Here is a 24,016-nt window from a genome sequence, read left to right as displayed (position 1 = left end):
TTCGGGACGACCAGCACGGTAACGCGCTGCGCACCCCAGCAATGCGAACGTTTTGTGTTGTGAAGGGGGACGTGCGGTGGGGCACGGAGAAGGATCGGTGCGCCGTCGCGCGCCGCGAAAGACTACGGGGGCGATGATCGTCGCGCTGCTTTTCGGTGCGTTCATCACAGCGGCGCCGGCATCCGCCGCTCCCGCAGCGGAGATCCCGACGGCCGCCGTGACGGCTGCGGGCGATGGGAGCGCGCGATGCGCTGCGGTCGTGAGCGCCGATGCCCCGGCCGGACGCGAGATCAATCTGGTGATCGACGACTCCGGATCGATGTTCCGCGATCTCAAGACCGAAGTCACACTCGACCGCTGGTCGAAGGCGAAGTACGCGCTGGAGGTCTTCGCCGCGATGCTCGCCCCTGACGACGTGCTCAACGTCTACCGGATGAGCGATTTCTCCCAGGGGAGAAGCGGATCCGTGGCGGTTACCGTGACCGGAGCCGAGTCCACCAGCGCCCGGGCCAAGCAGATCCACGACATGCCCATGCAGGGCGTCGACACACCGTTCTCCAGCGTCGCCAAGGCGCAGCAGGACCTCGCCGCGAGTCAATCCATGAACAAATGGCTCGTCATCATCACCGACGGAGAGTTCGAAGACACTCCGGCTGGAGGGGCCGAGAAGCAGATCCGTTCCTACCCGACCGCCGCCGACGCCGATCAGCGCCTGCGCGTCGCCTACCTGGCGATCGGTGAGGATGCTCCGGCCATCGCGGACGATCCCGGTCACGGCATCCACTTCTCGAAGGCTCCCGACTCGCAGGACCTGCTCGAGGAGATGACCGGGTTCGCGAACCTCATCTTCGAGCGGAACCTCATCGCCTCAGCATCCCAGCCGAACGTCATCGACCCCGACATCGATCTCGCCGAGGTGCTCGTCTTCGCACAGGGCGCGAAGGCATCGATCGGGGATGCCGTCTCCGAGAGCCGCACCTATCCGCCGGAGTCGACGGTGAGCGTGCGCTGGGCGGAGAACGCCAAACCCGCCGATGACTGGGTGCTCGAGGCGAAGCCCGACAAGGACCTCAACGGCGTACTCGCACGATTCACGGATGTGGAGCGCGGGCCCACCCAGTTCGACATCACCGGCGCCAGCGACATCGCCTACTTCTACAAGCCCGCCGTGAACTTCGGTATCGAGCTGCGCGACGAATCCGGCGCCGTGGTCGACGCCGACAAGATCGTCGGCGGCGAGTACACGTTGCGCTACGGCTTCATGGATGCGGACTGCGCGTTCATCGAGTCGCCGCTCATCGGCGACGTCACCTATTCGGCGCGAGCCTTCAGCGGCGAAGAGATGATCCTCGAGAGCGTCGAATCCGGGCAGACCATCTCCCTCGACCGCGGCGACGTCCGCCTCGAGGTCGACGCGGAGTACCTGGGCGGCAACACCGCCCACGCGACGATCGACGTCACGGTTCTGCAACCGGCCCGTGCGACCGGATTCGACATGGCCGAGACCGCCGTCGCGGTCACCGAGCTCGGCGAGGAGGCGACGGCCGAGCCGATCGCCGTCGAATACGGCCTCGGCGAGACAGGAGCCCTGACATCCTTCACCGACGAGGAATGGGCGGCGGTCAGTCCCGAGGCGTTCTCCGTGACGACCCCGTCGAACCTCTTCTTCGACGTCGCCCTCGGTGACAGCGTCGGCGAGGTCCTCCTCACCCCGCGCGCACCCGATGGCGACGTGTACGCGGCCGACACCGGTGAGATCCCGGTGACTCTGGAGGCGAGCTTCGTCTACGACGAGCAGTTGTACCAGGCGACACCGCTGGAGAGCACGCTGACCGTCGACGATGATATCGCCGCCTGGGACCGCTTCACGAACTGGTTCGCCGAGACCGGGTGGAAGTGGCTGCTCGCGCTCATCCTGCTCGTGATCCTCCTCGGCTACCTCTTCAAGCCGCGCTTCTCAAAGAAGATCAAGCGTCGCCCGGCAGTCACCGGCATCCCCATGAGCATCGGCGTGAAGGCCGAGACCGGCAACGGCAAGTTCCAGGTGCAGCCGCTGCGCAAGTACCTGCCGTTCTTCGCCGACCGCGCGACTCTGAACTATGTGCCGCAGGGAACCTTCGGGTTCCGGCAGATGACGCTCAAGGCCGGCCGCAGCGGAAAGATGACGCTCCTGAACTGGAAGCAGATCGCCGACAAGAAGAACGTCGCCCTCAACGGCAACGACCTCAATGAGGACACCAAGCGCGCACCCACACTCAGCGCGTCGACGAGCATCACCGCAACCGTCCCCAACCAGACCCGCTTCGAGCTGTATCTCAACAACTGATCGCGTCGCGAACGCGAATCGCACGAGAGGAACACCTGTCATGCCTATTGCCCCCACCCTCATCCTCGGCCTCGGCGGCACTGGTTCGAAGATCGTCCAGCACGTCGCGGAGAAGGTCAGCGAGAGCAGCTCGAGCCAGTCCGAGCGCATCGCGTTCGTCGTCTTCGACACCGACATCAACGACCTCGGCCGCATCCGCCAGTCGAACCCCGAGATCCACACGGTGCAGACATCGACGCGCAATACGGTCGGCGAGTACCTGAACATCAACACGAATGCGCGCGACAACTGGTTCCCCGTCAACGAGATGCTCAACCGCAAGACGCTGACCGAGGGGGCGGCGCAGGTGCGCGCCATCTCACGGCTCGCCTTCGACACCACGCTCAAGGGCGGAAACCTCGATGGCCTGCACCGGGCCATCGAGCAGCTGTTCCGCATCGACAAGGACCAGGAGGAGCAGGCGCTGCGCGTCATCATCACCAGCTCCCTCGCCGGAGGCACGGGCTCGGGCCTCATCCTCTCCGTCGCGATGTACCTGGCGAACTACCTGCGCACCAAGTACCCCAAGGCCAAGGCCATCACGCGCGGATTCTTCGTGCAGCCCGACGTCTTCTACTCGGTGATCAAGGCGACCGAGGAGCAGCAGAACCTGCAGGTCAACGCCTACGCCGCCGTGCGCGAACTCGACGCGTTCCTCATGAAGGGCGACAATACGCTGCCCCCGCAGTACCGCGACCTCGCATTCGAGTTCCCCCGCGTCGGCGCCGACGGCGTCGAGGAGATCACGGCCATGCCGTATGACTTCTGCTTCCTGTTCGACGCGAAGAACTCCAGCGGCGGCAGCCTCGATTCGTTCGCCACCTACCTCGACCACGCCGCGACCTGCATCTACACGCAGTCGATCGGCCCGATGTCGAAGAAGTCGAACTCGCGCGAGGACAACGTGCTGCGCGAGGTCATCAAAAACGACGGCCGAAACCGCTACGCCGGTGCCGGAGCATCGCGCCTGGTCTACCCGTGGGCGCACGTGCGCGACGTGGTGGGACTGCGCTGGGCCGATCTCGCGCTGTCGGAGCAGTGGCTGCAGTTCGACAACCAGTACAAGGACCGCCTCGATGCGCTCGCCAAGCAGCGCGAGCTCGGTTACGTCGCCCATGACCTCGACATCGCCACCGAGTTCACGCTCGCGATCGAGGAGAGCGCGACGAACAAGGACCCCTTCGCCCGATCCGTGCAGAGCCAGTGCCTCGCCTACGACGAGGACGGCATCTCCGTGGTCGGCAACCGCTGGCAGGAATATCTCAGCGCCCTCCGCAACCACGTGCTGTCGAACGCAGCGATCCCCAGCCAGGAGACCCTCAAGCGCAACGCCTCGGCGCGCGTCTCTGCCCTCGGCGAGACGGCCGACCCGGACGACTATGTCGGCGCCTACTACGAGCTGAAGAAGTACCACGACATCGTCGAGCGCGACACTGACGAGCGCGCGGGGCTCATCGGCTACAGCCTGTTCCAGTCGGACCGGCAGGGCGTCACCAAGCAACGCGATGTGCACCAGCTCGAGACCTACCTGCGTGAGAAGGTCTCGGGCACCTTCGTGCACCCGGTCTCGGCCCGCTACTTCCTCTACAAGACCCTCAAGGAGCTGCAGGCGCAGAAGCAGCAGGTCGAGACGCAGCTGGCGAGCACCCTGCAGTTCTTCGAGAACTTCGAGCGCAACGCCTTCGACGACCCGGGCACGGAGGACGTCGAGACCGTCGAGGATCTCGCCAACCGCAAGCGCACGATGATGGAGCGCATGCGCAACAAGCCCGGCGCCGCGCTGCAGGAGCTCGCCGATCAGCTGCAGAACTACATCCGCAAGGTCGGCGATCTGCGCGACCAGACCGTGTACGCCAAGGTCCTCGAGGAGGCGATCGCCTACGTCACCGGCATGTCGCGATCGTTCGAGACGTTCTTCGAGACGCTCAACGGCAACCTCAAGCGCCTGAAGACGAACATCGAGATCCAGCGCACGAAGTACGACGACCTGAAGGGCTCGACCACCCGGTACGTGCTCGCCTCGTCACAATGCCTGGACAGCCTCTACGACGCGATGCCGTACACGGGCGGCGTGATGAGCGTGGACAGCGCGCTCGCCGAGGCGATCTACGGCAAGGTGCGCGATTTCCACATGCTCGCCGACGGCAAGGACGGCAACTTCTTCCAGGACCTCTACCAGGTCACGATGATCGGCTACTTCACCGATCAGGTCATGCAGCGCTACGAGAGTCAGATCGACATCGACGTGATCGAGGCGCTCGAGAAGGAGTACCGCATCACGACGAACAACTTCGAGGCCGACAACGTCGCCCACTACGTGCGCGGCGAGATCGAGAAGGCCAAGCGGCTCGCGGCGCCCTTCCTCGAGCAGCCTCTGGGGGAGGAGCGCCACCCGATCGAGGCGTGCGCCTACAATCCCGACCTCGAGGGCGACTTCGACCCGAAGCGGAAGAGCATGATCTCGGAGCTGCTCGGCAACTACGGCGGTGAGAAGGATTCGGAGATCAGTCGTCAGGAGATCCTCTTCTACAGTGCGATGTACGGCATCCGCGCCCGTGACCTCTCGAAGTATTCGCCTGCTCGAGCGCATGCGACCGAGCAGCGACCGGCCGGGCAGTACTTCTCCTCGTACTACAGCCTCGTGAACGAGATCGAGCCGTCGGTGGAGGCGACGAAGGTCATCACGCCGCACATCGACCGGCGCTGGCACTGGATCTCGCAGCTGCCCGACCTCGACGAGGGCAACCAGGCCGACCAGATGCGCGCCGTGCACGACGCGCTGCTGCTGGGTCTCGTGCACAACCGCATCGGCTGGGCGAAGGTGCACGGCGATCACCGCATCTACCAGTACAAGTCGGCGGATGCTCGCAACAAGGATTTCATCGTCTCCAACGGCACGCCGTGCGATCACTTCTACGAGGTGGTCGACGGCCTGACGATCAACCCCGTCGCGGTGACGGAGATCACGACCTCGATCGAGGAGCAGAACCGACGTCTGATGGACGAGTCGCGGGTCTCGCGCTTCGGCGACTCCGCGTTCGGGCGTGCGCTGGACGAGGGGATCGCGCTGCCGGAGCTGCGGGAGTACTCCGGGATCGAGGGGCGCCCGTTCACGCTGTTCGACATCGTCGCCTTCTATGCGATGACGGTGCCGAAGGAGCTCTACTTCTCCGAGCAGGTCTACGCGATGGTCGGCGATTTCCTCGCGCGACTGCAGAGCGAGGTGGAGGCGATCGTCGGAGCCGCCGACGCGCTGCCCGTGCTGCGGGAGGTGCTCGATGGCCAGCTCGATCGGTTCGAGACGCACCTTCCGGGCTACCGGGCGAAGGACTCGACGTTCGCCCGCAAGGCGGATTCGATCCTCGGGCCGCTGTGGAAGTTCTGCAACGAGCTTCCCCTGCGGGAGACGGTGAACCGGGTGGAGAAGCTGATCCAGTCACTCGCCGACGCGTGAGCCGGCATGTTCACCGTCATCTTCCTCAGCCGCGCGGCGCGCCGGATCTTCGACCGCTCGCGGACGTTCTTTGACCCGTTTCTCGAGACGGGCGAGATCGCCTTCTGCGACTGGAACGAGTCGTCGCGCGCGGAGACTCTGCGTGAGGCGCTCCCGGGGCTACCGGATGTGATCCGCGGCAAGTCGGCCTGGCGCGCGGTCGTCGTCGATCATGCCTCGGCTGAGGCGCCCGGCCGCCGCGACCTGGAGAATCCGTTCGATTTTGTCGATAACACGAAGGTGCCGTTGAATCTCACCGATTCGCCGCATCCGCTCGTGCGCATCGCGCATCAGCTGCTGGGGTATCCGGCGATGACGGCGCGCGACTTCGAACCTGTCGTGAGCCATCGCGGTGAGGGAGGGGTGCGCGTCGAGCGTCATTCGGACGACGGCGAGATTCACGACATGCTGCGCACTCTCGGCCAGACCGAGTCGGATGTGCGTGTGGAGTACCGCGAGGTCGCCTACTCGGATGACGAGCAGACGACGCATCGGATGCTGCGGGAGAAGTACCACATGAAGGAGCTGCACCCGTCGGAGATCGTGTTCATCTCGACCCGTGCGCGCATCGATGAGACGGATGACGGTCAGCTGGCACGGGCGTGGCGCACGGAGACGGAGCAGCACGTATCGCGCTTCGTCGAGCGCAACGACTATCCGCCGGCGAGCCGGTTCGCGGTGTACGACCTGCTCAACCCCGAGAACTCCGGCTACGACCAGGACGAACTGCGGTTCTGGACCGCGGTGCTGACGGTCGCGGTGAACGTGCTGCCCCCGAGCGCCTTCCAGGCGGAACGCGTCTACCGGCTCGGCGTCGATTTCAGCGAGCAGGCGCTGGGCGATCTGCTCAATGCTCACATGGGGCAGTTGACAGCGCTGCGCGAGCATCTGGACTCCCTGATCGATACGCCGCACCGTCCGCCCGAGACCGATGTGCATGAGCTGCTGCGCGATGAGAAGGTGCCGGTGCAGTTCGAGAAGGTCGGCGGGGGCGAACTGCGCGTGCGCACTTCCGGGTACGGGCTCGTCGCCGACTGGCCGGCGAACGAGTCGGCGCAGTGGTCGGCCGATTTCGACACCCTGCAGGTGGATGCCGGACAGTTCCTGCGTCGCCCGCGCCGGGTGCTCGCGCGAGCGGTCTATGACACCCGGCGTCGGTTGAAGCAGCTGATCGGCGAGGACCATGTGCTCAGCGACATCGACCGCGACGAGATCCAGGACGAGCTGTCGAAGCGCGTCGGCAATCTCGTCGTGCCCGCGACGACCCAGATCCTCGACCGCACCCGGGTGCTCGGGCTGCTCGACGCCGAGAACGCCGAGATGCGGCGTCTGCTCGCGCAGCGCATGCGGATCCAGATGGTGTCGTGGACGACACTGCTCGTGCTCGCCGTCTGGGTGATCTCGTTCGTGCCCTATCTGCTTCAGGCGGGCGCGCGTGGCGCGACGGTGCTGTCGTGGAGCGCATTCGTGGTGGGGGGCGTCGTGCTGCTGGTGGCGGGCGCCGGGCTCGGAGTGCTGCTATGGATGCGGCGGCGATTGCTCGATCGCCTCAACGACGTGAACTCCCGTATGAGGTCGTTCGCGAACGAAGTCAATGACGGCGCCGATGTCTTCGGCCAGTATCTGTCGCAGCTGGCGACGTATATGCAGGCGAGGGCCGTGCTGATCGGCGCGGAGCGGGTGCAGCAGCACAACCGCACGCGCCGCGACCTGTATCGCACGGTGCGCTCGCGAGCCGTCGCCATGATCGACGCCGAGAAGAAGATCGTCACTTCTCTCGGGCAGCCGCTGAGCATCCGCCGGATACCGGGCGGCTTCTCCGGGATGGACATCGAGGACCGCCGTCAGGTGAACGCGTTCTTCCGCTTCCCGACGGGCACGGGCACCGCGGCGTTCAACGAGTCCGGTGAGCGGGTGAGCGCCCCCTATGACTTCGTCGCCCGACTCTCGCTCGAGCGGATCCGTCTGTTCGAGCGGTCGGAGTCGGCCTCGACGGAAGCGGAGGGGCTGTGATGCTCGACCTTCTGAGACAGATCGTCTCCTTCACTCCGGTGATCGCCGCACTCCTGCTGGTGCGGGTGATCAACATGCCGCGACGGTCGCGGGTGCGGCAGTTCCCGATGCCTGCCGTCGCGCTCGTCTACGCGATCGCGGTGCTCATCGCGCTGAACGCGCTGAACACCAGCATCGATGACGTGTTGCGAGCGGTCTTCGACGTCATCCCCTTCCTGCGCGGGCTCTATGAGACCACCTGGCAGTACGTGATCGAGAACGTCGCCGTGCTGCTGGTGTTCGCCGTGCTCAAACTCGTGCTCCTGCGGATCTTCTCCCGCCTCTTCCAGGGCGACGACTTCCTCGGCAGCTCGCTGGTCGAGGGGGTCTACCGCTACGACGTCGACCGCGGCGCCTGGTTCGTGCGCGATCACAACACGATGCTGCGGGTCTACCTGCGGGTGCTCTTCTGGGCCTCCGTGATCGTCACCGTGCTGCTCACCTCTCTCATCGTGATGTTCCCGACGTGGCCGGGCTTCACCGCCATTCCGTTCCCGGTGATCGCCGCTCTCGTCATCGGCGAGTTCTTCTACGCCGTCGACGGGCAGACCCGCGAGGAGTACCTCAGCGATGTGGTGGGCGAGGGGGACGACTCGCGCCGGGTGACCGGATACGCCCGGCTGCGGGACGTGCTCACCGAGACGTTCCCCGGGCGCGCGATCGACGACGGAATGAACTTCGCCACGTCGGATGCCGGCAACAGCGGCGCGCGCCTGGACGCTCTGACCCATTCGAGCGACGACATCGATCGGCTCGTGGGCGAGTATTTCGCACGGATGCGCGCCTCGGGAGCACCCCTGGATACGAACCTCGTCGACGCCGCGGCGGATCTCATGCGCGGACGCAGCACACTCATCGGGAATCCGTTCTACGGCGACCTAACCGCCTATCTCGCCTTCCCCGCGTACTATCACCTGCTGCAGTTCCGCAAGTGCCTGATCATCTGCGGACGCGACGCGATCGCCGATGACCTGGCCGCCTGGATGGAGAACGGGCTGGAGGAGATCACCGGCGTTCCCGGTCTCTGGCAGGTCGGGCGCCTCACCCGCACCCCTGAGAGCGACCTGGACGTCGGTGTATTGAGATTCGCCGACATCCACGATCTCGACGTGATCGCCGCGAACGAGGACTTCCTCGCCGACGTGCACTACATCGTCATCGCCGAGCCGTCGCGACTGCTCGCCACCGGGCAGGTCGGGCTCAGCGTCGTGCTGTCGCGGTGCGGAGCCGATGCGCCGCCCGTCTACGCAGCCTTCGACCGCAACCACGACGGACTCGTCGATGCGTTGTCGCACCTGCTCAAGGTGGATCTCACCGACGTCGTCGCCGCGGGGCTCCCGCGGGGCCGCAGCACGGAGATGGTGTGGGCCGCCGAAGGGCCGCCCATGCATGGCAGCGTGCTGCCCACCGTCACCCGATACCTCGGCATGGGGACCGAGATCGGTGCCGTCGCGCTGAAGTACCAGGTGCAGTCGGTCGACTGGGTCGGCGCAGAAGCCTTCCCCGTCAACGACATGATGTGGATCGCGGGTCAGTACTACTCGCAGATCAGCGACTTCGCCGACCTCGACGTGTCGCAGCACGCGCTCGCCGAATCCATCGCGCCGCACGCGAATCCGTGGGATGTCGCGGCGATCGAGAACCGCTTCCTCATCGTCGAGGACGAGATCCGCAACGTCTACGAGACGATCCGTCTGTTCGCGACGCGTTCGACCGATGAGGGGTTCGTCAACCTCATCAGCGAGGACTACCTGCTGCGCGACTACATGGTGGCCAACAGCAGTATCTTCGCCGCTGACCCGAAGGCCGCGCCGTCGATCGTGCCGGATCACGCTCGAACCGAGCGCAACGTCATGATGCGGCTGGTGCTGACGCTGCTGCGCTTCCCCCTGTCGGAGCGCGAACTCGCCCGCGAGCTCGAGCTGATCGGTTGGATGATGCCTCCGATCATCGCGCCCGTCGAAGGGGAGAGCGACGAGGACGACGTCCCTGCGGTCGGCGCCCTCAAGAAACTGGCGTTCGTTCACGCCGACATCGCGGAGCTCGATCTCCGGCGGGAGATCGTCTCGGCCGGTCGTGGCCCGGACGGGCAGGAGATCTGGTGCCGTGCCTACCGGTTGGAGGCGAGCGCGGACCTGACCGACCTCGTGCAGGCGCTGCACGCCGCCTACTTCTTCGTCGAGGACGAAGCCGAGGGGCGCGACTATCTGGGCTCGGTGCTGTACGGGCTCGTGCATCAGACCGTGATGCCGGGGCAGTTCATCACCTACGCCGGCAAGTACTACCAGGTGCAGAGCATCGGCACGGATCCGCGTCGCAGCGGCGTCGTGCTGCGTCGCGCCGCCGAACACATCCGGGATCGTCGGGTTTACCGTCCCACGCGCACGTTCTCCCTCGCGGGCCGGCGCATCGCGGAGCGCGCCGGGGCGCAGGTGGTCATGGGGGAGATCGCCCTGACCCGGGTGTTCGCCGACATCGTCGTCGAGCCGCACGGCTACATCGAGGCGCCCTCGCGAGCGGATCTCCTCGCGGGCAAGGAGGTGCGCGTCTCGGGGCTTCCGGTGCGCACCCATCGGAACAAGGAGTACCTCGAGATCCACCTGCCGGGCATCTCCTCGTCGATCCGTCGCACGCTCACGGTGCTGCTGAACGAGCTCTTCGTGACGATCTTCCCGGACGCGCACGCCTATGTGGTCGCCCTCACGGACGACCCCGAGAAGTCCGTCGGTCCGTTGCTGGACGAGGTTCACACGGAGCACGGCGAGGATGTGATCCTGGTCGTCGAGGACAGCCCCATCGACATGGGGCTGATCGTCGCGGTCGAACGCAACTGGCGGCGCCTGTTCGCGCTCATCTCGGATTATCTCGAGTGGGTGACAGCGCCGGCGGATGCTTCACGAGAAGAGCCCGCCGAGAAGGCGCCGGTCGCTTTCCCGGGTGAGACGCCGGAGCAGATGGAGCAACGACTCCACGCGGCGGCCGAACAGGATGCTGAATCGCGGATGCCGGCCGCTCCGCCTGCACGCCCGTCCTGGTGGCGGCGGGCGTGGCGTCGTGTGCACGCGCTGTTTCATCGGCGGACCGCGCCGGTGGCAGCATCCGACGATGCCGCAGCGATTGCGGTCGAGTCAGCCGTCGAGCCCGGGGCACCCGAGCAACTCGGCGGGCATCCCGTCCTCGGCGCCGTCGATGTCGTCGGCGGGCCGGTGGTGGCATCCGAGCCGGACCCGGCAGCAGCAGACGCGATCACCCCTCCGGAGGCGCCCCGTGAACAGTGATTACCTCGCCTACGGCGGACACCCCGCCGCGGCGAACCTCGACCTCATCGGCACGCGAGACTACCTGCGAGCGGGTGGGTTCTCCGACGGCGAGCTGGGCCGGGCGCGCGCCGCCGTTGAACGCTTCGAACGGCGACCGCACGCCTTCGAGCCGCTCAACGCGAACTACTGCGACTTCTGCTTCATCAAGCTCATGGGCGGCGAATACGACCGGCTCAAGGACGGGCGGGAGCGTTGCGTGCGGTGCTCGCGCACCGTGCTGCGCTCCAGCGACGAGTTCACGGAATTGTTCGAGAGCGTCTGGCGCAACATGGAGAGCGTCTTCGGGATCACGATCTCCGTCGCGATGCGGGTGCGCATGGTCAACGCCCGTCAGATCGCCCGCGAGACGGGGGAGCGCTTCGATGCGACTCCCGGTGTCGACGCGCGGGTGCTCGGCTTCGCGAAGCAGGCGAAGGACGGGTATTCGCTGTACATCGAGAACGGTTCGCCTCGACTCGCCGCTATGACGACGATCGCGCACGAGCTCACCCACATCTGGCAATACCTGAACTGGAACGCCGGGCAGATCGAGCAGCGGTACACGCCCGAGCGCCGACTGCTCGTCTACGAAGGAATGGCGACGTGGGCGCAGGTGCAGTACCTGTTGTTCATCGGCGAGATCGAGCACGCCGCCCGGCAGGAGGCGTATGCCCTGCAGCGCGATGACGAGTACGGTGCGGGCTTCCGGGTGTTCGCGGAGCAGTATCCTCTGAAGAGGGACAGAGACAGCGAATTCGACAGCCCCTTCCGACACCGGTATCCGCTGTAGCGCTGGCAGGAAGAGTGCTTCATGAATCGATCGTCAGCACGGTCGCGCCGTTACCGGTCGCGACGCAAGAAGCTCCCCGGTGCGCTGTGGGCCAATGCGCTCATCGTGATCATCGCCGTGGTGGCGGTCATCGCGGTTCCGACCTGGGAGGGACTCACCGCCTCCGGCGATGAGCCGGCGGCGCCGAGACCGGTGCCGACCGCGACGCTCAGCGCATCGCCCGAGCCGGACGAATCGCCCTTCGCGGAGCCCGAGCCGACAGCATCCGCCGATCCGTCGGTCGACGCGGCCACGGCTCTCGCCCAGCTCGCCGCGCTGCCATCGGTGCCGGGCACCGCAGCGGCGAAGTACGAGCGCAGTGCGTTCGGCGACGCCTGGTACGACCAGGACCGCAACGGCTGCGACACCCGCAACGACATTCTCGGCCGCGACCTCATCGACATCACGGTGAAGGACAACACGAACGGCTGCAAGGTGCTCACCGGTACGCTGCTCGATCCCTACACGGGCGAGACGATCGACTTCGTCTCCGGTGTCGACACATCGGTCGAGGTGCAGATCGACCACGTCGTCCCGCTGTCGTGGGCGTGGAAGCACGGAGCCGAATACTGGACGCTCGAGGAGCGCCGCGCCTTCGCCAACGACCCGGGCAACCTGCTCGCGGTGTGGGGCCCGGTGAACCAGTCCAAGAGCGATTCAGGGCCGGACCGGTGGATGCCGCCGGCCGAAGCCGTGCACTGCGAATACGTCGCCGGCTTCGTGGGCGTGCTCGCCGAGTGGGAGCTCGGAGTCACCACGGACGAGGAGTCGTTCATGCGCCGCACGCTCGAGGGCTGCTAGCGCTGCATCCTCAGCGCGCCTCGTCGCCCTCGCGGCCGGCCGACCACGCCGACCACAGGTGCGCATAGGCGCCGCCTGCGGCGAGGAGATCGGTGTGCGCGCCCTCCTCGATGACACGGCCGGACTCCATGACGAGGATGCGGTCGGCGCGCGATGCCTGGTCGAGGCGGTGCGCGATCACGAGCGCCGAGCGGTCGCGGGTGACCTCATCAGCGGCGAGCTCGAGCGCTTCGGCCCCGGCGGAGCCCGCCTCGGCCGTCGCCTCGTCCATGATGACGACCGCCGGGTCGAGCAGAAGGATGCGGGCGAGAGCGAGCTGCTGGGCGGCGACCGGATCCAGTTGCACGCCGCGGGCGCCCACGACCGTGTCGAGGCCCATCGGGAGCCGCTCGAACCAGTCGTGCGCGTGCACGCGCTCCAGCGCGGTCATCAGCGCGTCGTCGTCGGCGCCGGGCCGGGCGAGGGTGAGGTCTTGGCGCAGCGTTCCCGAGAACACGTGCACCTCCTGGCTCACCATCGCCAGCCGGGCGATGCGCTCCCGATCCGACAGGCTCGACACCGCACGGCCGTCGACGAGCACCTGGCCGGAAACGGGGATCCGCAGACCGGCGAGCAGAGCCGCGACGGTCGTCTTGCCGGCCCCTGACGCGCCGACGATCGCGACGGTCTCGCCCGGATCGATGCGCAGATCCACATCGCGCACCGCCCACCCCTCGCCATAGCTGAAGCTCACGCCGCGCAGCTCGACCCGGCCCTCGGGCGCTCCCGCGCCGCTGTCGGGAACCGGCACGGGCGGATCGATCGTGACGCCGACGATGCGGGCGAGAGACGCATAGCCGGACTGCACGACGTCGAGCACGCGCATGAAGCTGTTCATGGGGCCGCGCAGGCGGATGAGCATAAGCACGGCGCCGGTGACTGCGCCGACCGAGAGAGCGTCGGCGGCGACGAGATGGAAGCCGACGAGCAGAGCGAGCGCCAGCAGCAGCAGTTCGGCGACGAGCATCCAGGCGTTGAGCACGAGCATCGTCATCCGGGCCGTGATGCTCGTGCGAACCACATGCCAGGAGGCGTTCCCGATCTCGGTGTGCATGCGCCGCTCCATCGAGAAGGCGCGCACGGTCGCGCGTCCGCGGATCGCCTCGAGGACGCGGCGGGCGCGCTCGGCCATGGCCGCGCGGGCGGCGGCGTAACGGTCGGGCGCCTTCGAGAGGTACTGGCGGGCGGCGAAAAAATACACAGGGGTGACGAGGAGCGGCAGGAGGAGGAACTGCCAGTCCAGCGCGGCCAGGGCGATCACAGTCGCGACGACGGTGAACACCGACGTCGACAGGGTCGGGATCGTCTCGGTGACGGCAGCGGAGAGCTCGGCGACATCATCCGTGGAACGGCTGATGAGATCGCCCGAACCCGCGTCCTCGACCTGATGGGTCGGCAGGCCCAGCGCCGTGCCCACCATCTCCTGACGCAGATTAGCGATGGCCCGCTCCGAGAGCCGCGACACGAGATAGAAGCCGGCGGCGTTCAGCACGGCGCCGGTCACCGCGGCGATGACGAGCCCCGCACCGATCGACCACAGCGACAATCGCCCGTCTCCCTGGACGAGGTCGACGATCCGCCCCATGAACTGCGGCACGAGGACCCCCGCATAGGCGCCGATGCTCAACAGCAGGAGCGCGAGGAGGAACAGCCCGCGAGCCCGGCGCACCCCGCGGATCTGACGGCCGACCTCGCGTCGCACCTGCGCACCGGTGGCCAGGGGGAAGCGCATCCCGGTCGCGGGTCTCGACGGGGTCATCGGGTTTCTCCGGCCAGTCCTGTGCGCACGGTATCCCGCAGCTGAGCGAGGGTGAGGCGCTGGGCGGCCACGGCGTTCCACGCCGGCGCATCGGTCAGAACGAGGGTGCGCCGGCCCGCGCGGTGCTCCGCGACCCGTGCACTGATGCGCTGCTCGGTAACGGAGTCGACCGCGGTCGTCGGCTCTTGAAGAACGAGGAGTTCCGGATCGAACGCGATCGCCCGGGCGAGAGCCACGCGCTGGCGCTGACCGCCCGACAGCATCCGCCCGTTCTCGCCGACCCGCTTGTCCGCACCACCGGGGATGTCCGTACCGGATGCCACCTCGAGAGCCGCGGCGGCGACCGCCGGGTCGGGGAAGATGTTCTCGCCCACGGTGCCGTCGAAGAGGTCGGCGGAGTGCGGGGCGACGATGACCCGCGAACGAGGGAGCGATTCGAGCGCCGCGATGAGATCGGGGTCGCTCCCCGGTACGACCGTGACCCCCACGGGCAGGGCCTGCATGATGCGGTCGATCGCCGCGGCATCCGCCTCGTCGACGCGCTCGAAGTCCGCTCCGAGCACATCGCGGACGCGCCGCCCGGACGCCTCGGCCGAGGCCCACCGGGAAGCGAGGTTGCGGCCGAACATCGTCATGGGTGTGATGAGGAACTGCGTCAGCCCCACGACCGTGATGAGCTCGCCGATGCTGACCTGCCCGGCGAGGGCCAGAGCGCCCGTTCCGATGCCGAGCGCGCAGACGAACAGGGCTCCGGCAGCCTCGGTCGCGCCGTTCAATCGGGCTTCGGCGGCGTTCGCGCGCACCGTCTCGCGGTAGGCGATATCGGAGACGTCGCGGTAGCGGCCCTGCACCGTGACGATGGTTCCGAGTCCCTTGAGCACGCGCAGGCCCTGCACGACATCGGCGGCGGTCGCGGCGGCCTGGGCGATGGCTGCCTGGCGGACGACGGAGCGCGCCTGCAGCGGGCGGCCCACGCGCAGCGCGATGACCACGAGCAGCAGGCCGCCGATGACGGTCGCCACGCTCAGCCAGGGGTTGACGGTGTACATCATGATGGCGCCGTAGGTGATGGCGGCGGCCTCGGCGACTGGCATGACCGTCATCATGACGATCTCGCCGAGCCGGGTGGTGTCGGAGGAGGCGATGGAGAGCAGGCCGCCCGCGGTGCGATCGCTACCGGCGAAGCCGCGCGGATCCTGGATGCGGTCGGTGACCGCCGTGCGCAGGTCGTGCGCCACCAGCTGCTGGCTGCGGATGAGCATGAAGCGCGCGGTCCAGTTCACCCCTATCGAGACGAGGAACAGCCCGGCGAGGACGAGCAGCCAGAACCCGAGGCGCTCGAACGAGGAGGTGGCGATGGCGTCATCCACGGCATTGCCGACGATGACCGGGGTGAGCCCGTTGCAGACGAAGGCTGCGGCCATCCCGATCGAGGCGATGAAGCTCCACGGCCGTTGTGAGAGGGCGACTTTCAGCGTCCAGGCCCGCGCATCGAGCGCTGGCAGGCGCGAGCGACGTGCCCGGGGGCCGGGGATCGCCGCGTAGTCGATGATGCTGCCGTCGTCGACAGGCTCGGGGGTGTGCTGCACGGGGCACAAGTTTACATGTCACATTGCATGTGAAGCGCTCGAGGGTCAGCCGTTCTCGGAAGGGCGGCGGCGCATCGCCTTCGTGTCCGACCGGCGTTGCTTGCTCTCCAGTCGGCGGCGCTGCGAGCCGCGGGTCGGACGCGTCGCCCGTCGGCCGATGACCGGGGTCACGGCATCCCGCAGCGCCGCGGCGAGGCGCTCGCGTGCGACGACCCGGTTCTGCCGCTGCGACCGATGCTCCGAGGCATCGATTATGAGCACTCCGTCGTTCAGGCGCGATCCGAGACGATCGACGATCCGCCGACGCTGGTCATCGTCGAGCGCGGTCGTGGTCGAGACGTCGAAGAAGAGCTGCACGCGCGAATCGGTCGTGTTCACACCCTGGCCGCCCGGTCCGGATGCGCGGGAGAAGTGCTCGAGGAGCTCGGATGCGGGGATGATCAGCCCGCGCGGAGCGCCCGGCCCCGGCATCACGCGCAGATCATGCATGCTTCCAGTCTGACGCACGTAGTGCGGGTCAGGCGTGCCTAACCCAGCCCCTCTAGACTGGTTCCGACCACCCGTCGCATCCAGGAGGGCATCCCATCGTGACCGAGATCAACAGCATCGACCTCGAAGGCCGCACCGTGCCGTTCACGGATGAAGGCGAGGGGCCGGTCACGCTCGCCCTGGTGACCGAGCGCGCGCTCGACTCCGACGGTCTCGGCGTGATCTCCCATTACCTCGCTGAAGAAGCGGGCTTCCGCGTCATCCGCATCGGCGGCGCCGGCATCTCGCACGAGCAGCGGGCGGCCGACGCGGCCGCCGTTCTCGAGCACCTCGGCATCGAGGACAGCTGGATCGGCGGATACGGCATCGGAGGGACGACCGCCCGCGTGTTCGCCAACGCGCACGCCGATCGTGTCAACGGGCTGCTGCTGATGGGCGCTGAAGACGTCGACATCGCCCTGGCTCCGGTGGTGCCGGTCCTGTTCGTGCAGGGCTCGGCCGATGAGGTCACCCCTGCCACGAACGCCGAGAAGCTGCAGGCGACCGCCCCCGAGCGCTCGAGCATCAAGACGATCGAGGGCGCCGACCACTTCTTCCCCGTCACGCACCCCTTCGAGACCGGCGTCATCATCGAGGAGTACCTCGACTGGGACTGACGCCCGTTCAGGCGTGCTGGCCCGCGTGCACGCCCTCACCGATCTCCTCCACCGTCTTCGCGTTGAAGGCGGGAAGGTCGTCGGGGGTGCGGCTGGAGACCAGCCCATCATCGACGACGACCTCGCGGTCCACCCAGGTCGCTCCCGCGTTTCGCAGGTCGGTCCGCAAGCTGGGATAGCTGGTGATCGTGCGGTCCCGGAGGACGTCCGCCTCGGTGAGGATCCATGCCCCGTGGCAGATGACCGATACCGGCTTGCCGGCTGAGAAGAACGCCTTCGCGAACGCGACCGCGCTCTGATCCATCCGCAGATGATCGGCGTTCACGACACCGCCGGGCAGCACCAGAGCATCGAAGTCCTCCGCATCCGCCGTCGCGACCGCGGTGTCGACCCGCTGTTCGTGCCCGTTCTTGCCCGTCACCGTTCCGTCGCCCGGCGACACGAGCAGCGCCTCGGCGCCGGCATCCGTCACCGCCTCCCACGGGCCGGTCAGCTCGCTGTCCTCGAATCCGTCGGTCAGCAGGAATGCCACCTTCTTGCCGTTGAGTTCTGCCATGGTGTGCTCCTTTCGTCGGACCATCACCGTACGAAAGGCGCGGATGCCGGGCACGGGGGTTGCGTTCGGCGTGAGTCCGTGGTCTCCTGCGCGTCCGCGGCATCCCGGCATCCGGTAAAATCGGGATGCCAGAAAGATTCAGGTTGGTGTGGTTATTCCAACCCTCGGATTCTCCGAGATGCAGTTGCACGCTCCGTGCGAACCCGTGGCGCCCCTCTCGAAAGAGTGACGGCGGCGCCCGCGTACCCTTCGTCGGTGCCGTCCGTCCGGAACGGAAACGCATATGAACACCAAGGCCGGAATCTTCCTCTCGCAGGTCATCATGACCTTCATCATGGCGGCGACGATGTCGGGCATCATGGGCCTGATCTTCGGCGGCGGCTTCTCGATGGAGTGGCTGGCGGCATGGCCGAAGCAGTTCATCATCGCCTGGCCCATCGCCTTCTGCCTGACGATGGTCGCGTGGCCCGCTGCCATGGGGCTGACCGGTGTGATCCTGCGGCCCAAGGGTGCGAAGATCGAGGAGTGACCGCAACTCTCGTCGCCCAGTCCCTCGCGGGCGGATACGGACATCGCACGCTCTTCGACGGCATCGACCTGACGGTCGCCGCCGGGGATGTGATCGGCGTGATCGGTGCGAACGGCGCCGGCAAGAGCACGCTGCTGCGTCTGCTCGCCGGCGTCGACGCCCCGCAGGCGGGGACGGTTTCTCTGGCCCCGGTCGATGCTTTCGTCGGCTGGCTGCCGCAGGAGCACGATCGCACGCCCGGTGAATCCGTCGCCGCGTACATCGGGCGGAGGACGGGATGCGCCGCGGCGACGGCGGAGATGGATGCTGCCGCCGCAGCCCTCGCCGAGCCCGCGCCCGCGGACGGCCCCGACCCGGCCGATGTCTACTCGACGGCGTTGGAGCGCTGGCTCACCAGCGGCGCCGCGGATCTCGAGGAGCGCATTCCCGGGGTGCTCGCCGAGCTCGGCCTCGACCTCGGGGAGTCGCCGGACGCGGTCATGATGACGGGGCTCTCCGGCGGGCAGGCCGCCCGTGTGGGACTCGCCGCGCTCCTCCTGTCACGGTTCGACATCGTGCTGCTGGATGAGCCGACGAACGATCTCGATCTCGATGGTCTCGAGCGTCTGGAAGCATTCGTGCGGGGTCTGCGCGGGGGAGCGGTTCTCGTCAGCCACGACCGCGAGTTCCTTGCGTGCGCCGTCACCCGGGTGCTCGAGCTCGACCTCGCCCAGAACTCGCACCGCATCTACGGCGGCGGCTACGAGGCCTATCTCGAGGAGCGCGCGACGGTGCGACGGCACCTGCGCGAACAGTACGACGAGTACGCCGAGAAGAAGGCCGACCTCGTCTCACGCGCCCGCGTGCAGCGGGAATGGTCGAGCCAGGGCGTGCGCAATGCGATGAAGAAGGCGCCCGACAGCGACAAGATCCGCCGGAAGGCCTCGATGGAGTCGAGCGAGAAGCAGGCGCAGAAGGTGCGCCAGATGGAGAGCCGCATCGCGCGGCTCGAAGAGGTCGAGGAGCCCCGCAAGGAGTGGCGCCTCGAGTTCCACATCGCCTCCGCCCCGCGTTCGAGCTCGGTCGTCTCCACGCTCAGCTCGGCGGTCCTGCATCAGGGGGACTTCACGCTCGGTCCTGTCTCGGTGCAGATCAACGCGGGCGAGCGCATCGGCATCACAGGACCCAACGGCGCCGGAAAGTCGACGCTTCTGCGTGCGCTGCTGGGATCGCGGACTCCCGATGAGGGCTCTGCGTCTCTCGGCACGAGTGTGCAGATCGGCGAGATCGATCAGGCGCGCTCGCAGCTCGCCGACGATGTGCCGCTCGCGGATGCCTTCGAGGCGCTCGTGCCGGAGATGGCATCCGCCGAGGTCCGCACGCTGCTGGCGAAGTTCGGTCTTCGCGCCGATCATGTGCTGCGTCCCGTCGGGGAGCTGTCACCGGGGGAGCGGACCCGTGCGGGGCTTGCGCTGCTGCAGGCCCGCGGCACGAACCTGCTCGTGCTCGACGAACCGACGAACCATCTCGACCTGGCGGCGATCGAGCAGCTCGAGGAGGCGCTCGAGAGCTACGAGGGAACGCTCCTGCTGGTCACGCATGACCGGCGGATGCTGGAAACCGTGCGCCTGGATCGCCACTGGCACGTCGAGGGCGGTCGCCTGAGCGAACGCTAGGGGCCTATTCCGGCCGGGGCCAGGGCTGGCCGCGCACGGCCTCGGCGTCTTCGTTGAAGCGGCGCAGCAGCATCGTCAGCTGCGCGACGTCGTCGTCTGACCATTCGGCGGTGACGCGTTCGACGACCTGGGTTCGGCCGGTGAACTCTTCGTGGAGCCGCTCGGATCCGAGCGGGGTCGGGCGGTGCTTGCGCGCGGGGCCGCCGGCGGGATCGGGGAGGCGTTCGATGAGCCCCGCCTTCATCGCGGCGGCGACCTGTCGGTGCACGGTCGACACATCGAGGCCGAAGGCATCGGCGAGTTCGCCGACGCTCATCGGGCCGGATGCCTCGAGCCGGGCCAGCAGAACCGTGGCGCTGCGGTCGATGGCGAAGTCGCGCCCGTGGGCGGGGGTTCCCTGCAGTGCGCCGCGCGAGAGGAGCATGTGCTCGTAGACGAAGGCCTCGTGCGGTGCGGTGGTCATAGTGCCATCGTATCGGCTGATTTGCATGATACATTTGCATGACGCAAATCGTGAAGATCGACGGTGCGGCCGCCGGTGAAAAACCGCAGAAGCTGATCGGCGCGACGTTCGTGCTTTCGTGGATGGTCAACGTCTTCCAGTACATCGTCATGTACTTCCTCATCACCACGATGGCCCTCTACGCGGTGCGGCAGTTCGCCGCATCCGATGCCGCAGCCGGCTTCGCCTCGAGCGCCTTCGTGGTCGGCGCGACCGTCGCGCGCCTGTTCACCGGATACATCGTCGACCGCTTCGGCCGGCGACGCATCATGATCCTCGGGCTGATCGCGGCCACCGTGATCACGGGGCTGTACCTGACCGCGGCATCCCTCCCGCTTCTGATCATCGTGCGGCTCGTGCACGGCTTCGCCTACGCGTTCATGAGCACGGCCGTCATGGCACTCGTGCAGTCCGCGATCCCGGCATCCCGTCGCGCCGAGGGCACCGGATACTTCGCGCTCGGGTCCACGCTCGCCGCCGCAGTCGGCCCCGCCCTCGCCCTGTTCATGGTCGGATCCTTCAGCTACGAGCTGCTGTTCCAGGTCGCGCTGGGAAGCTCGATGATCAGCCTCGTGCTCGGACTCTTCCTGCGCGATCCCGCACGCTCCTCGAGGGCAGCGCTCCCCGCCCGCCCGAAGCTGACGCTGCGCGCGATCATGGACCCCGCGGTCATCCCGATCGGCATCTTCATGCTGCTCATCGGCCTGTGCTACTCGGGCGTCATCACCTACCTCAACGCCTACGCCGAGCAGCGCGACGTGGTGACCGGAGCGAGTCTGTTCTTCGTCGCCTACGCACTGTCGATGCTCATCATGCGCTTCATCCTCGGCAAGGTGCAGGATCGTCGGGGCGACAACGCCGTGATCTACTTCGGCCTGTTCTTCTTCGTGCTGGCGCTCGCCCTGCTGTCCTTCGCCACGGCGGATTGGCAGGTCATCGTCGCCGGCATGCTCAGCGGGCTGGGCTATGGATCTCTCATGCCCGCGGCCCAGGCGATCGCCGTGAACGCCGTGCCCGCCCACAAGCTCGGCACCGGAATCTCCACCCTGCTGCTTCTCGCGGATGCCGGTATCGGACTCGGGCCCATCGCTCTGGGGATTCTGATCTCCGCCACCGGGTACGGAACGATGTATCTCCTGCTGGCCGGCATCGCCGTGATCGCCGTGCTCTTCTACCAGTTCACGCACGGCCGCCGGCCCGAGGCCCGGCGAGGCCGAGGCCTCGCCCTCTGAACACGATGGGGGCGGGATGCCGCAGCATCCCGCCCCCATCCACGGATCACGCCGGTTGCGGCAGGATCGTGAAGCTGACGGCCCCTTGGTCGTCCACGCCGGCGTCGAGCACCTTGTCGTTCAAGACCTCGGCGGCATTCCCCTCGAGGAAGACGCGGCTCGCCGAACCCTCGATGATGATGTCTGCGGGATCGGGTGAGGGAACGACATGAACCGCGAAACGGGCTTCCCCGTTCGGTCCCTGCCCCTCGGCGGACTGGATGCGCAACCCCGCTTCCGCGCCGGCATCCTCGCGGCCGACGATCGTGGTGACGACGGCATCTGCATTCTCGGTCAGGGTGAGCACAGGGCTCTCCTTCCGTTCGCGGACATGCTCCAGACGGAACATGTCCGGGCCACGATTCCTCACGCGCGCCCGCTCTTCAACCTTGACGGGCGGATTCTGAGGAACCTCCCATGTGCCGCGGCGGGCGGATGTCTCAGCGCAGCTTCTTGCGCAGGTACACCTGCTCGGTGCCGTCCCCCTGCGGGATCCGTTGCGTCTCGACGTACCCGCAGGACTCGTAGAGGCGGATGTTCGCCTCGCTGAGACTGCCGGTGAACAGCTCGGCCTCCGCGGCGGTGCTGCCCTGCTCCGCCGCTTCGAGCAGAGTGTGGCCGATGCCGGCGCCCTGCTGATCCGGAGCGATCACGAGGCGGCCGATCAGCAGCACCCCGTCGCTCTCCACAGCGCGGATGGCCCCGACGAGGCGGTCCCCGCGAGACGCCACCCAGCCGGCGTTGTCGGCGAGCTCCGCGGCCAGCTGCTCCAGCGTCTGCGTCAGCGGCGGCATCTCTACGCTGCCGTAGATCTGAGCCTCCGAGACGAAGGCGGCGCGCTGAAGGGTGAGAACCTCACCCGCATCGCGTACATGGATGGGGCGGATCGTGAGCGATGGGTTCGTCTCTTCGGCCATGTCTTCGAGTCTGCGGCATCGGGAGCACGGCGTCGAGGGGGCTTGCGGCCCTCAGCGTGCAGCGTCCTCCTCGCGCAGGCGCGGCTCCGTGCGCAGGTGCGGGCGCAGTCCGGACTTATCAGCGTAGAAGGCTCGGATGCGATCCATATCGGCGGCGACGTCGCCGGTGAGGGCGAACGTGGGGCCCAGGCCGGTGGTCATGGTGGTGCGGTCGACGAAGCCGAGTGTCACCGGCATCCCCGTCTCGCGCGCGATTCGATAGAAGCCGGACTTCCAGTGCGTGTTCGCGCCGCGCGTTCCATCCGGGGTGACCACCAGGCTGAACACATCCCCGGTGCTCACCTGGGCGACGACATCGGCGACCACGCGGCTCGGATCCGCACGGTCGACGGGCATCCCGCCCAGACGCCGCATGATCGGGCCTCGCCAGCCGGAGAACAGGCTCTTTTTACCGAGCCAGCGCACATCGATGCCGAGACGCCAGGCGATCGCCAGCATGAGGATGAAGTCCCAGTTCGAGGTGTGCGGGGCGCCCAGCAGCACGGTGGGCTGCTCGGGTGCGGCGGCACCGGTGAGCTTCCAGCGGCTCACCGCCCAGTAGAGACGGGCGAGAGCGCGTTTGAGCATTCCTTCACGCTAGGCCACGGTGTATGCCGGATCGGGAATGATCGGATCACGTCCGATTCACACGCCGGGGGAGCAGCAGCCACAGGGCGAGTACCACGACAGTTCCGAGGGTCAGCGCGATCGCTGCGGACCACCGGGAGAGGGCGAAGTCGACCACGAGGGTCGTCACACCGATCGCGAGAGCGCCGTTGACGAGGAGCGCCCACTTGACCACGCGCGCTCCGAATCGAACGAGGTCGGGTTTGCGGCGCAGCCCGAACAGCTGTCGGTGCATGCTCACCGGCGTCAGCGACAGGATCGTCGCGGTCGCAGCCAGGCAGACGAGGACGATGTACAGGCCGCGCTGCACGTCATCGAGTTCGGTGAAACGCGGCTGGAAGGCGACGGCGAGCAGAAAACCCGACAGCACCTGGGTACCGGTCTGCATGACCCGCAGCTCCTGCATGAGCTCATCCCAGTTGCGGTCGGCGCGCTCGTTGTCGGTCTCGTCGCGTCCGTCGCCGGAGTCATCGGGCGCGACCGCATCATGAGTCATGGACCGAGTCTGCGTTGCGGACTGATGCTTGTCCAGAGCCATGGCATCCGGAA

Annotated in this window: 19 protein-coding genes; 10 read left to right on the top strand and 9 right to left on the bottom strand. The window is 67.3% G+C overall.

The annotated features are described in order from the left end of the window. Positions 1–133 precede the first annotated feature (133 nt). Genes Q0Z66_RS01765 through Q0Z66_RS01740 form a run of 6 tightly spaced genes read left to right on the top strand, consistent with a single transcriptional unit; the run spans position 134 to position 12,839 of the window. Entirely contained in the window at positions 134–2,326 is a 2,193-nt protein-coding gene (locus tag Q0Z66_RS01765) for a hypothetical protein (protein WP_298036995.1), read from the top strand. A gap of 40 nt (positions 2,327–2,366) precedes the next feature. Then, on the top strand, positions 2,367–5,819 hold the full coding sequence (locus tag Q0Z66_RS01760) for a tubulin-like doman-containing protein (RefSeq protein ID WP_298036993.1): 3,453 nt from the start codon (positions 2,367–2,369) through the stop codon (positions 5,817–5,819). Between the two features lie 6 nt (positions 5,820–5,825). After that, positions 5,826–7,871 carry a hypothetical protein gene (locus tag Q0Z66_RS01755; protein WP_298036992.1) on the top strand — a complete coding sequence of 682 codons (2,046 nt, stop codon included), beginning with the start codon at positions 5,826–5,828 and terminating at the stop codon, positions 7,869–7,871. Continuing rightward, complete coding sequence (locus Q0Z66_RS01750; RefSeq protein ID WP_298036990.1) at positions 7,871–11,188, top strand: hypothetical protein; 3,318 nt, start codon at positions 7,871–7,873, stop codon at positions 11,186–11,188. The genes Q0Z66_RS01755 and Q0Z66_RS01750 overlap by 1 nt, the downstream gene beginning before the upstream one ends. Beyond that, complete coding sequence (locus Q0Z66_RS01745) at positions 11,178–11,999, top strand: hypothetical protein (RefSeq protein ID WP_298036987.1); 822 nt, start codon at positions 11,178–11,180, stop codon at positions 11,997–11,999. The genes Q0Z66_RS01750 and Q0Z66_RS01745 overlap by 11 nt, the downstream gene beginning before the upstream one ends. A gap of 21 nt (positions 12,000–12,020) precedes the next feature. After that, positions 12,021–12,839 carry a DUF1524 domain-containing protein gene (locus Q0Z66_RS01740; protein ID WP_298036984.1) on the top strand — a complete coding sequence of 273 codons (819 nt, stop codon included), beginning with the start codon at positions 12,021–12,023 and terminating at the stop codon, positions 12,837–12,839. Positions 12,840–12,849: 10 nt separating this feature from the next. Here the strand turns inward: Q0Z66_RS01740 and Q0Z66_RS01735 are convergent, their stop codons facing one another. From Q0Z66_RS01735 to arfB, 3 genes are read right to left on the bottom strand one after another with little or no spacing between them, the layout of a single operon-like run. Next, positions 12,850–14,637, bottom strand: a complete 1,788-nt coding sequence (locus tag Q0Z66_RS01735; protein WP_298036981.1) for an ABC transporter ATP-binding protein — start codon at positions 14,635–14,637, stop codon at positions 12,850–12,852. Next, positions 14,634–16,226 (bottom strand): ABC transporter ATP-binding protein, encoded by a 1,593-nt coding sequence (locus tag Q0Z66_RS01730; RefSeq protein WP_298036978.1) that lies wholly within the window; start codon positions 16,224–16,226, stop codon positions 14,634–14,636. Before Q0Z66_RS01730 ends, Q0Z66_RS01735 begins: the two co-directional genes overlap by 4 nt. A gap of 45 nt (positions 16,227–16,271) precedes the next feature. After that, positions 16,272–16,715: an alternative ribosome rescue aminoacyl-tRNA hydrolase ArfB gene (gene arfB, locus Q0Z66_RS01725; protein WP_298036976.1), complete on the bottom strand. Its 444-nt coding sequence runs from the start codon at positions 16,713–16,715 to the stop codon at positions 16,272–16,274. A gap of 98 nt (positions 16,716–16,813) precedes the next feature. Here arfB and Q0Z66_RS01720 point away from each other — a divergent pair, with 98 nt between their 5' ends. Further along, positions 16,814–17,371 carry an alpha/beta hydrolase gene (locus Q0Z66_RS01720; RefSeq protein ID WP_298036973.1) on the top strand — a complete coding sequence of 186 codons (558 nt, stop codon included), beginning with the start codon at positions 16,814–16,816 and terminating at the stop codon, positions 17,369–17,371. A 7-nt stretch (positions 17,372–17,378) separates the two neighbouring features. On the opposite strand, the gene Q0Z66_RS01715 is transcribed toward Q0Z66_RS01720, so the two are convergent. Beyond that, a complete protein-coding gene (locus tag Q0Z66_RS01715; protein WP_298036971.1) occupies positions 17,379–17,927 on the bottom strand; it encodes a type 1 glutamine amidotransferase domain-containing protein in 549 nt (182 codons plus the stop codon). 283 nt (positions 17,928–18,210) lie between these two features. On the opposite strand from Q0Z66_RS01715, the gene Q0Z66_RS01710 reads away from it, so the two are divergent. Together Q0Z66_RS01710 and Q0Z66_RS01705 are read left to right on the top strand one after the other, a co-directional pair. Beyond that, positions 18,211–18,456, top strand: a complete 246-nt coding sequence (locus tag Q0Z66_RS01710) for a DUF2798 domain-containing protein (protein ID WP_298036970.1) — start codon at positions 18,211–18,213, stop codon at positions 18,454–18,456. Next, on the top strand, positions 18,453–20,111 hold the full coding sequence (locus tag Q0Z66_RS01705; protein ID WP_298036968.1) for an ABC-F family ATP-binding cassette domain-containing protein: 1,659 nt from the start codon (positions 18,453–18,455) through the stop codon (positions 20,109–20,111). The genes Q0Z66_RS01710 and Q0Z66_RS01705 overlap by 4 nt, the downstream gene beginning before the upstream one ends. A 4-nt stretch (positions 20,112–20,115) precedes the next feature. Here Q0Z66_RS01705 and Q0Z66_RS01700 read toward each other — a convergent pair whose 3' ends face one another. Next, positions 20,116–20,574, bottom strand: coding sequence for a MarR family winged helix-turn-helix transcriptional regulator (locus tag Q0Z66_RS01700; protein ID WP_298036965.1), 459 nt, complete (start codon positions 20,572–20,574; stop codon positions 20,116–20,118). Positions 20,575–20,612: 38 nt separating this feature from the next. On the opposite strand from Q0Z66_RS01700, the gene Q0Z66_RS01695 reads away from it, so the two are divergent. Continuing rightward, the gene (locus Q0Z66_RS01695; RefSeq protein ID WP_298036963.1) at positions 20,613–21,845 is read left to right on the top strand and encodes an MFS transporter; all 1,233 of its coding nucleotides are present in this window, start codon (positions 20,613–20,615) and stop codon (positions 21,843–21,845) included. A 46-nt stretch (positions 21,846–21,891) separates the two neighbouring features. Here Q0Z66_RS01695 and Q0Z66_RS01690 read toward each other — a convergent pair whose 3' ends face one another. The 4 genes from Q0Z66_RS01690 to Q0Z66_RS01675 form a co-directional block, all read right to left on the bottom strand. Then, entirely contained in the window at positions 21,892–22,191 is a 300-nt protein-coding gene (locus Q0Z66_RS01690; RefSeq protein WP_298036960.1) for a Fe-S cluster assembly protein HesB, read from the bottom strand. 133 nt (positions 22,192–22,324) lie between these two features. Further along, positions 22,325–22,801 carry a GNAT family N-acetyltransferase gene (locus tag Q0Z66_RS01685; RefSeq protein WP_298036957.1) on the bottom strand — a complete coding sequence of 159 codons (477 nt, stop codon included), beginning with the start codon at positions 22,799–22,801 and terminating at the stop codon, positions 22,325–22,327. 51 nt (positions 22,802–22,852) lie between these two features. Then, the gene (locus Q0Z66_RS01680; protein ID WP_298036955.1) at positions 22,853–23,428 is read right to left on the bottom strand and encodes a 1-acyl-sn-glycerol-3-phosphate acyltransferase; all 576 of its coding nucleotides are present in this window, start codon (positions 23,426–23,428) and stop codon (positions 22,853–22,855) included. A gap of 46 nt (positions 23,429–23,474) precedes the next feature. Further along, positions 23,475–23,963: a DUF6328 family protein gene (locus Q0Z66_RS01675; protein ID WP_298036953.1), complete on the bottom strand. Its 489-nt coding sequence runs from the start codon at positions 23,961–23,963 to the stop codon at positions 23,475–23,477. Positions 23,964–24,016: the final 53 nt, after the last annotated feature.

This window comes from uncultured Microbacterium sp. (assembly GCF_947632095.1).
Classification (GTDB): domain Bacteria; phylum Actinomycetota; class Actinomycetes; order Actinomycetales; family Microbacteriaceae; genus Microbacterium.
The sequence above is the reverse complement of the archived record's forward strand: the minus strand, read 5'-3'. Positions and strand labels throughout refer to the sequence as shown.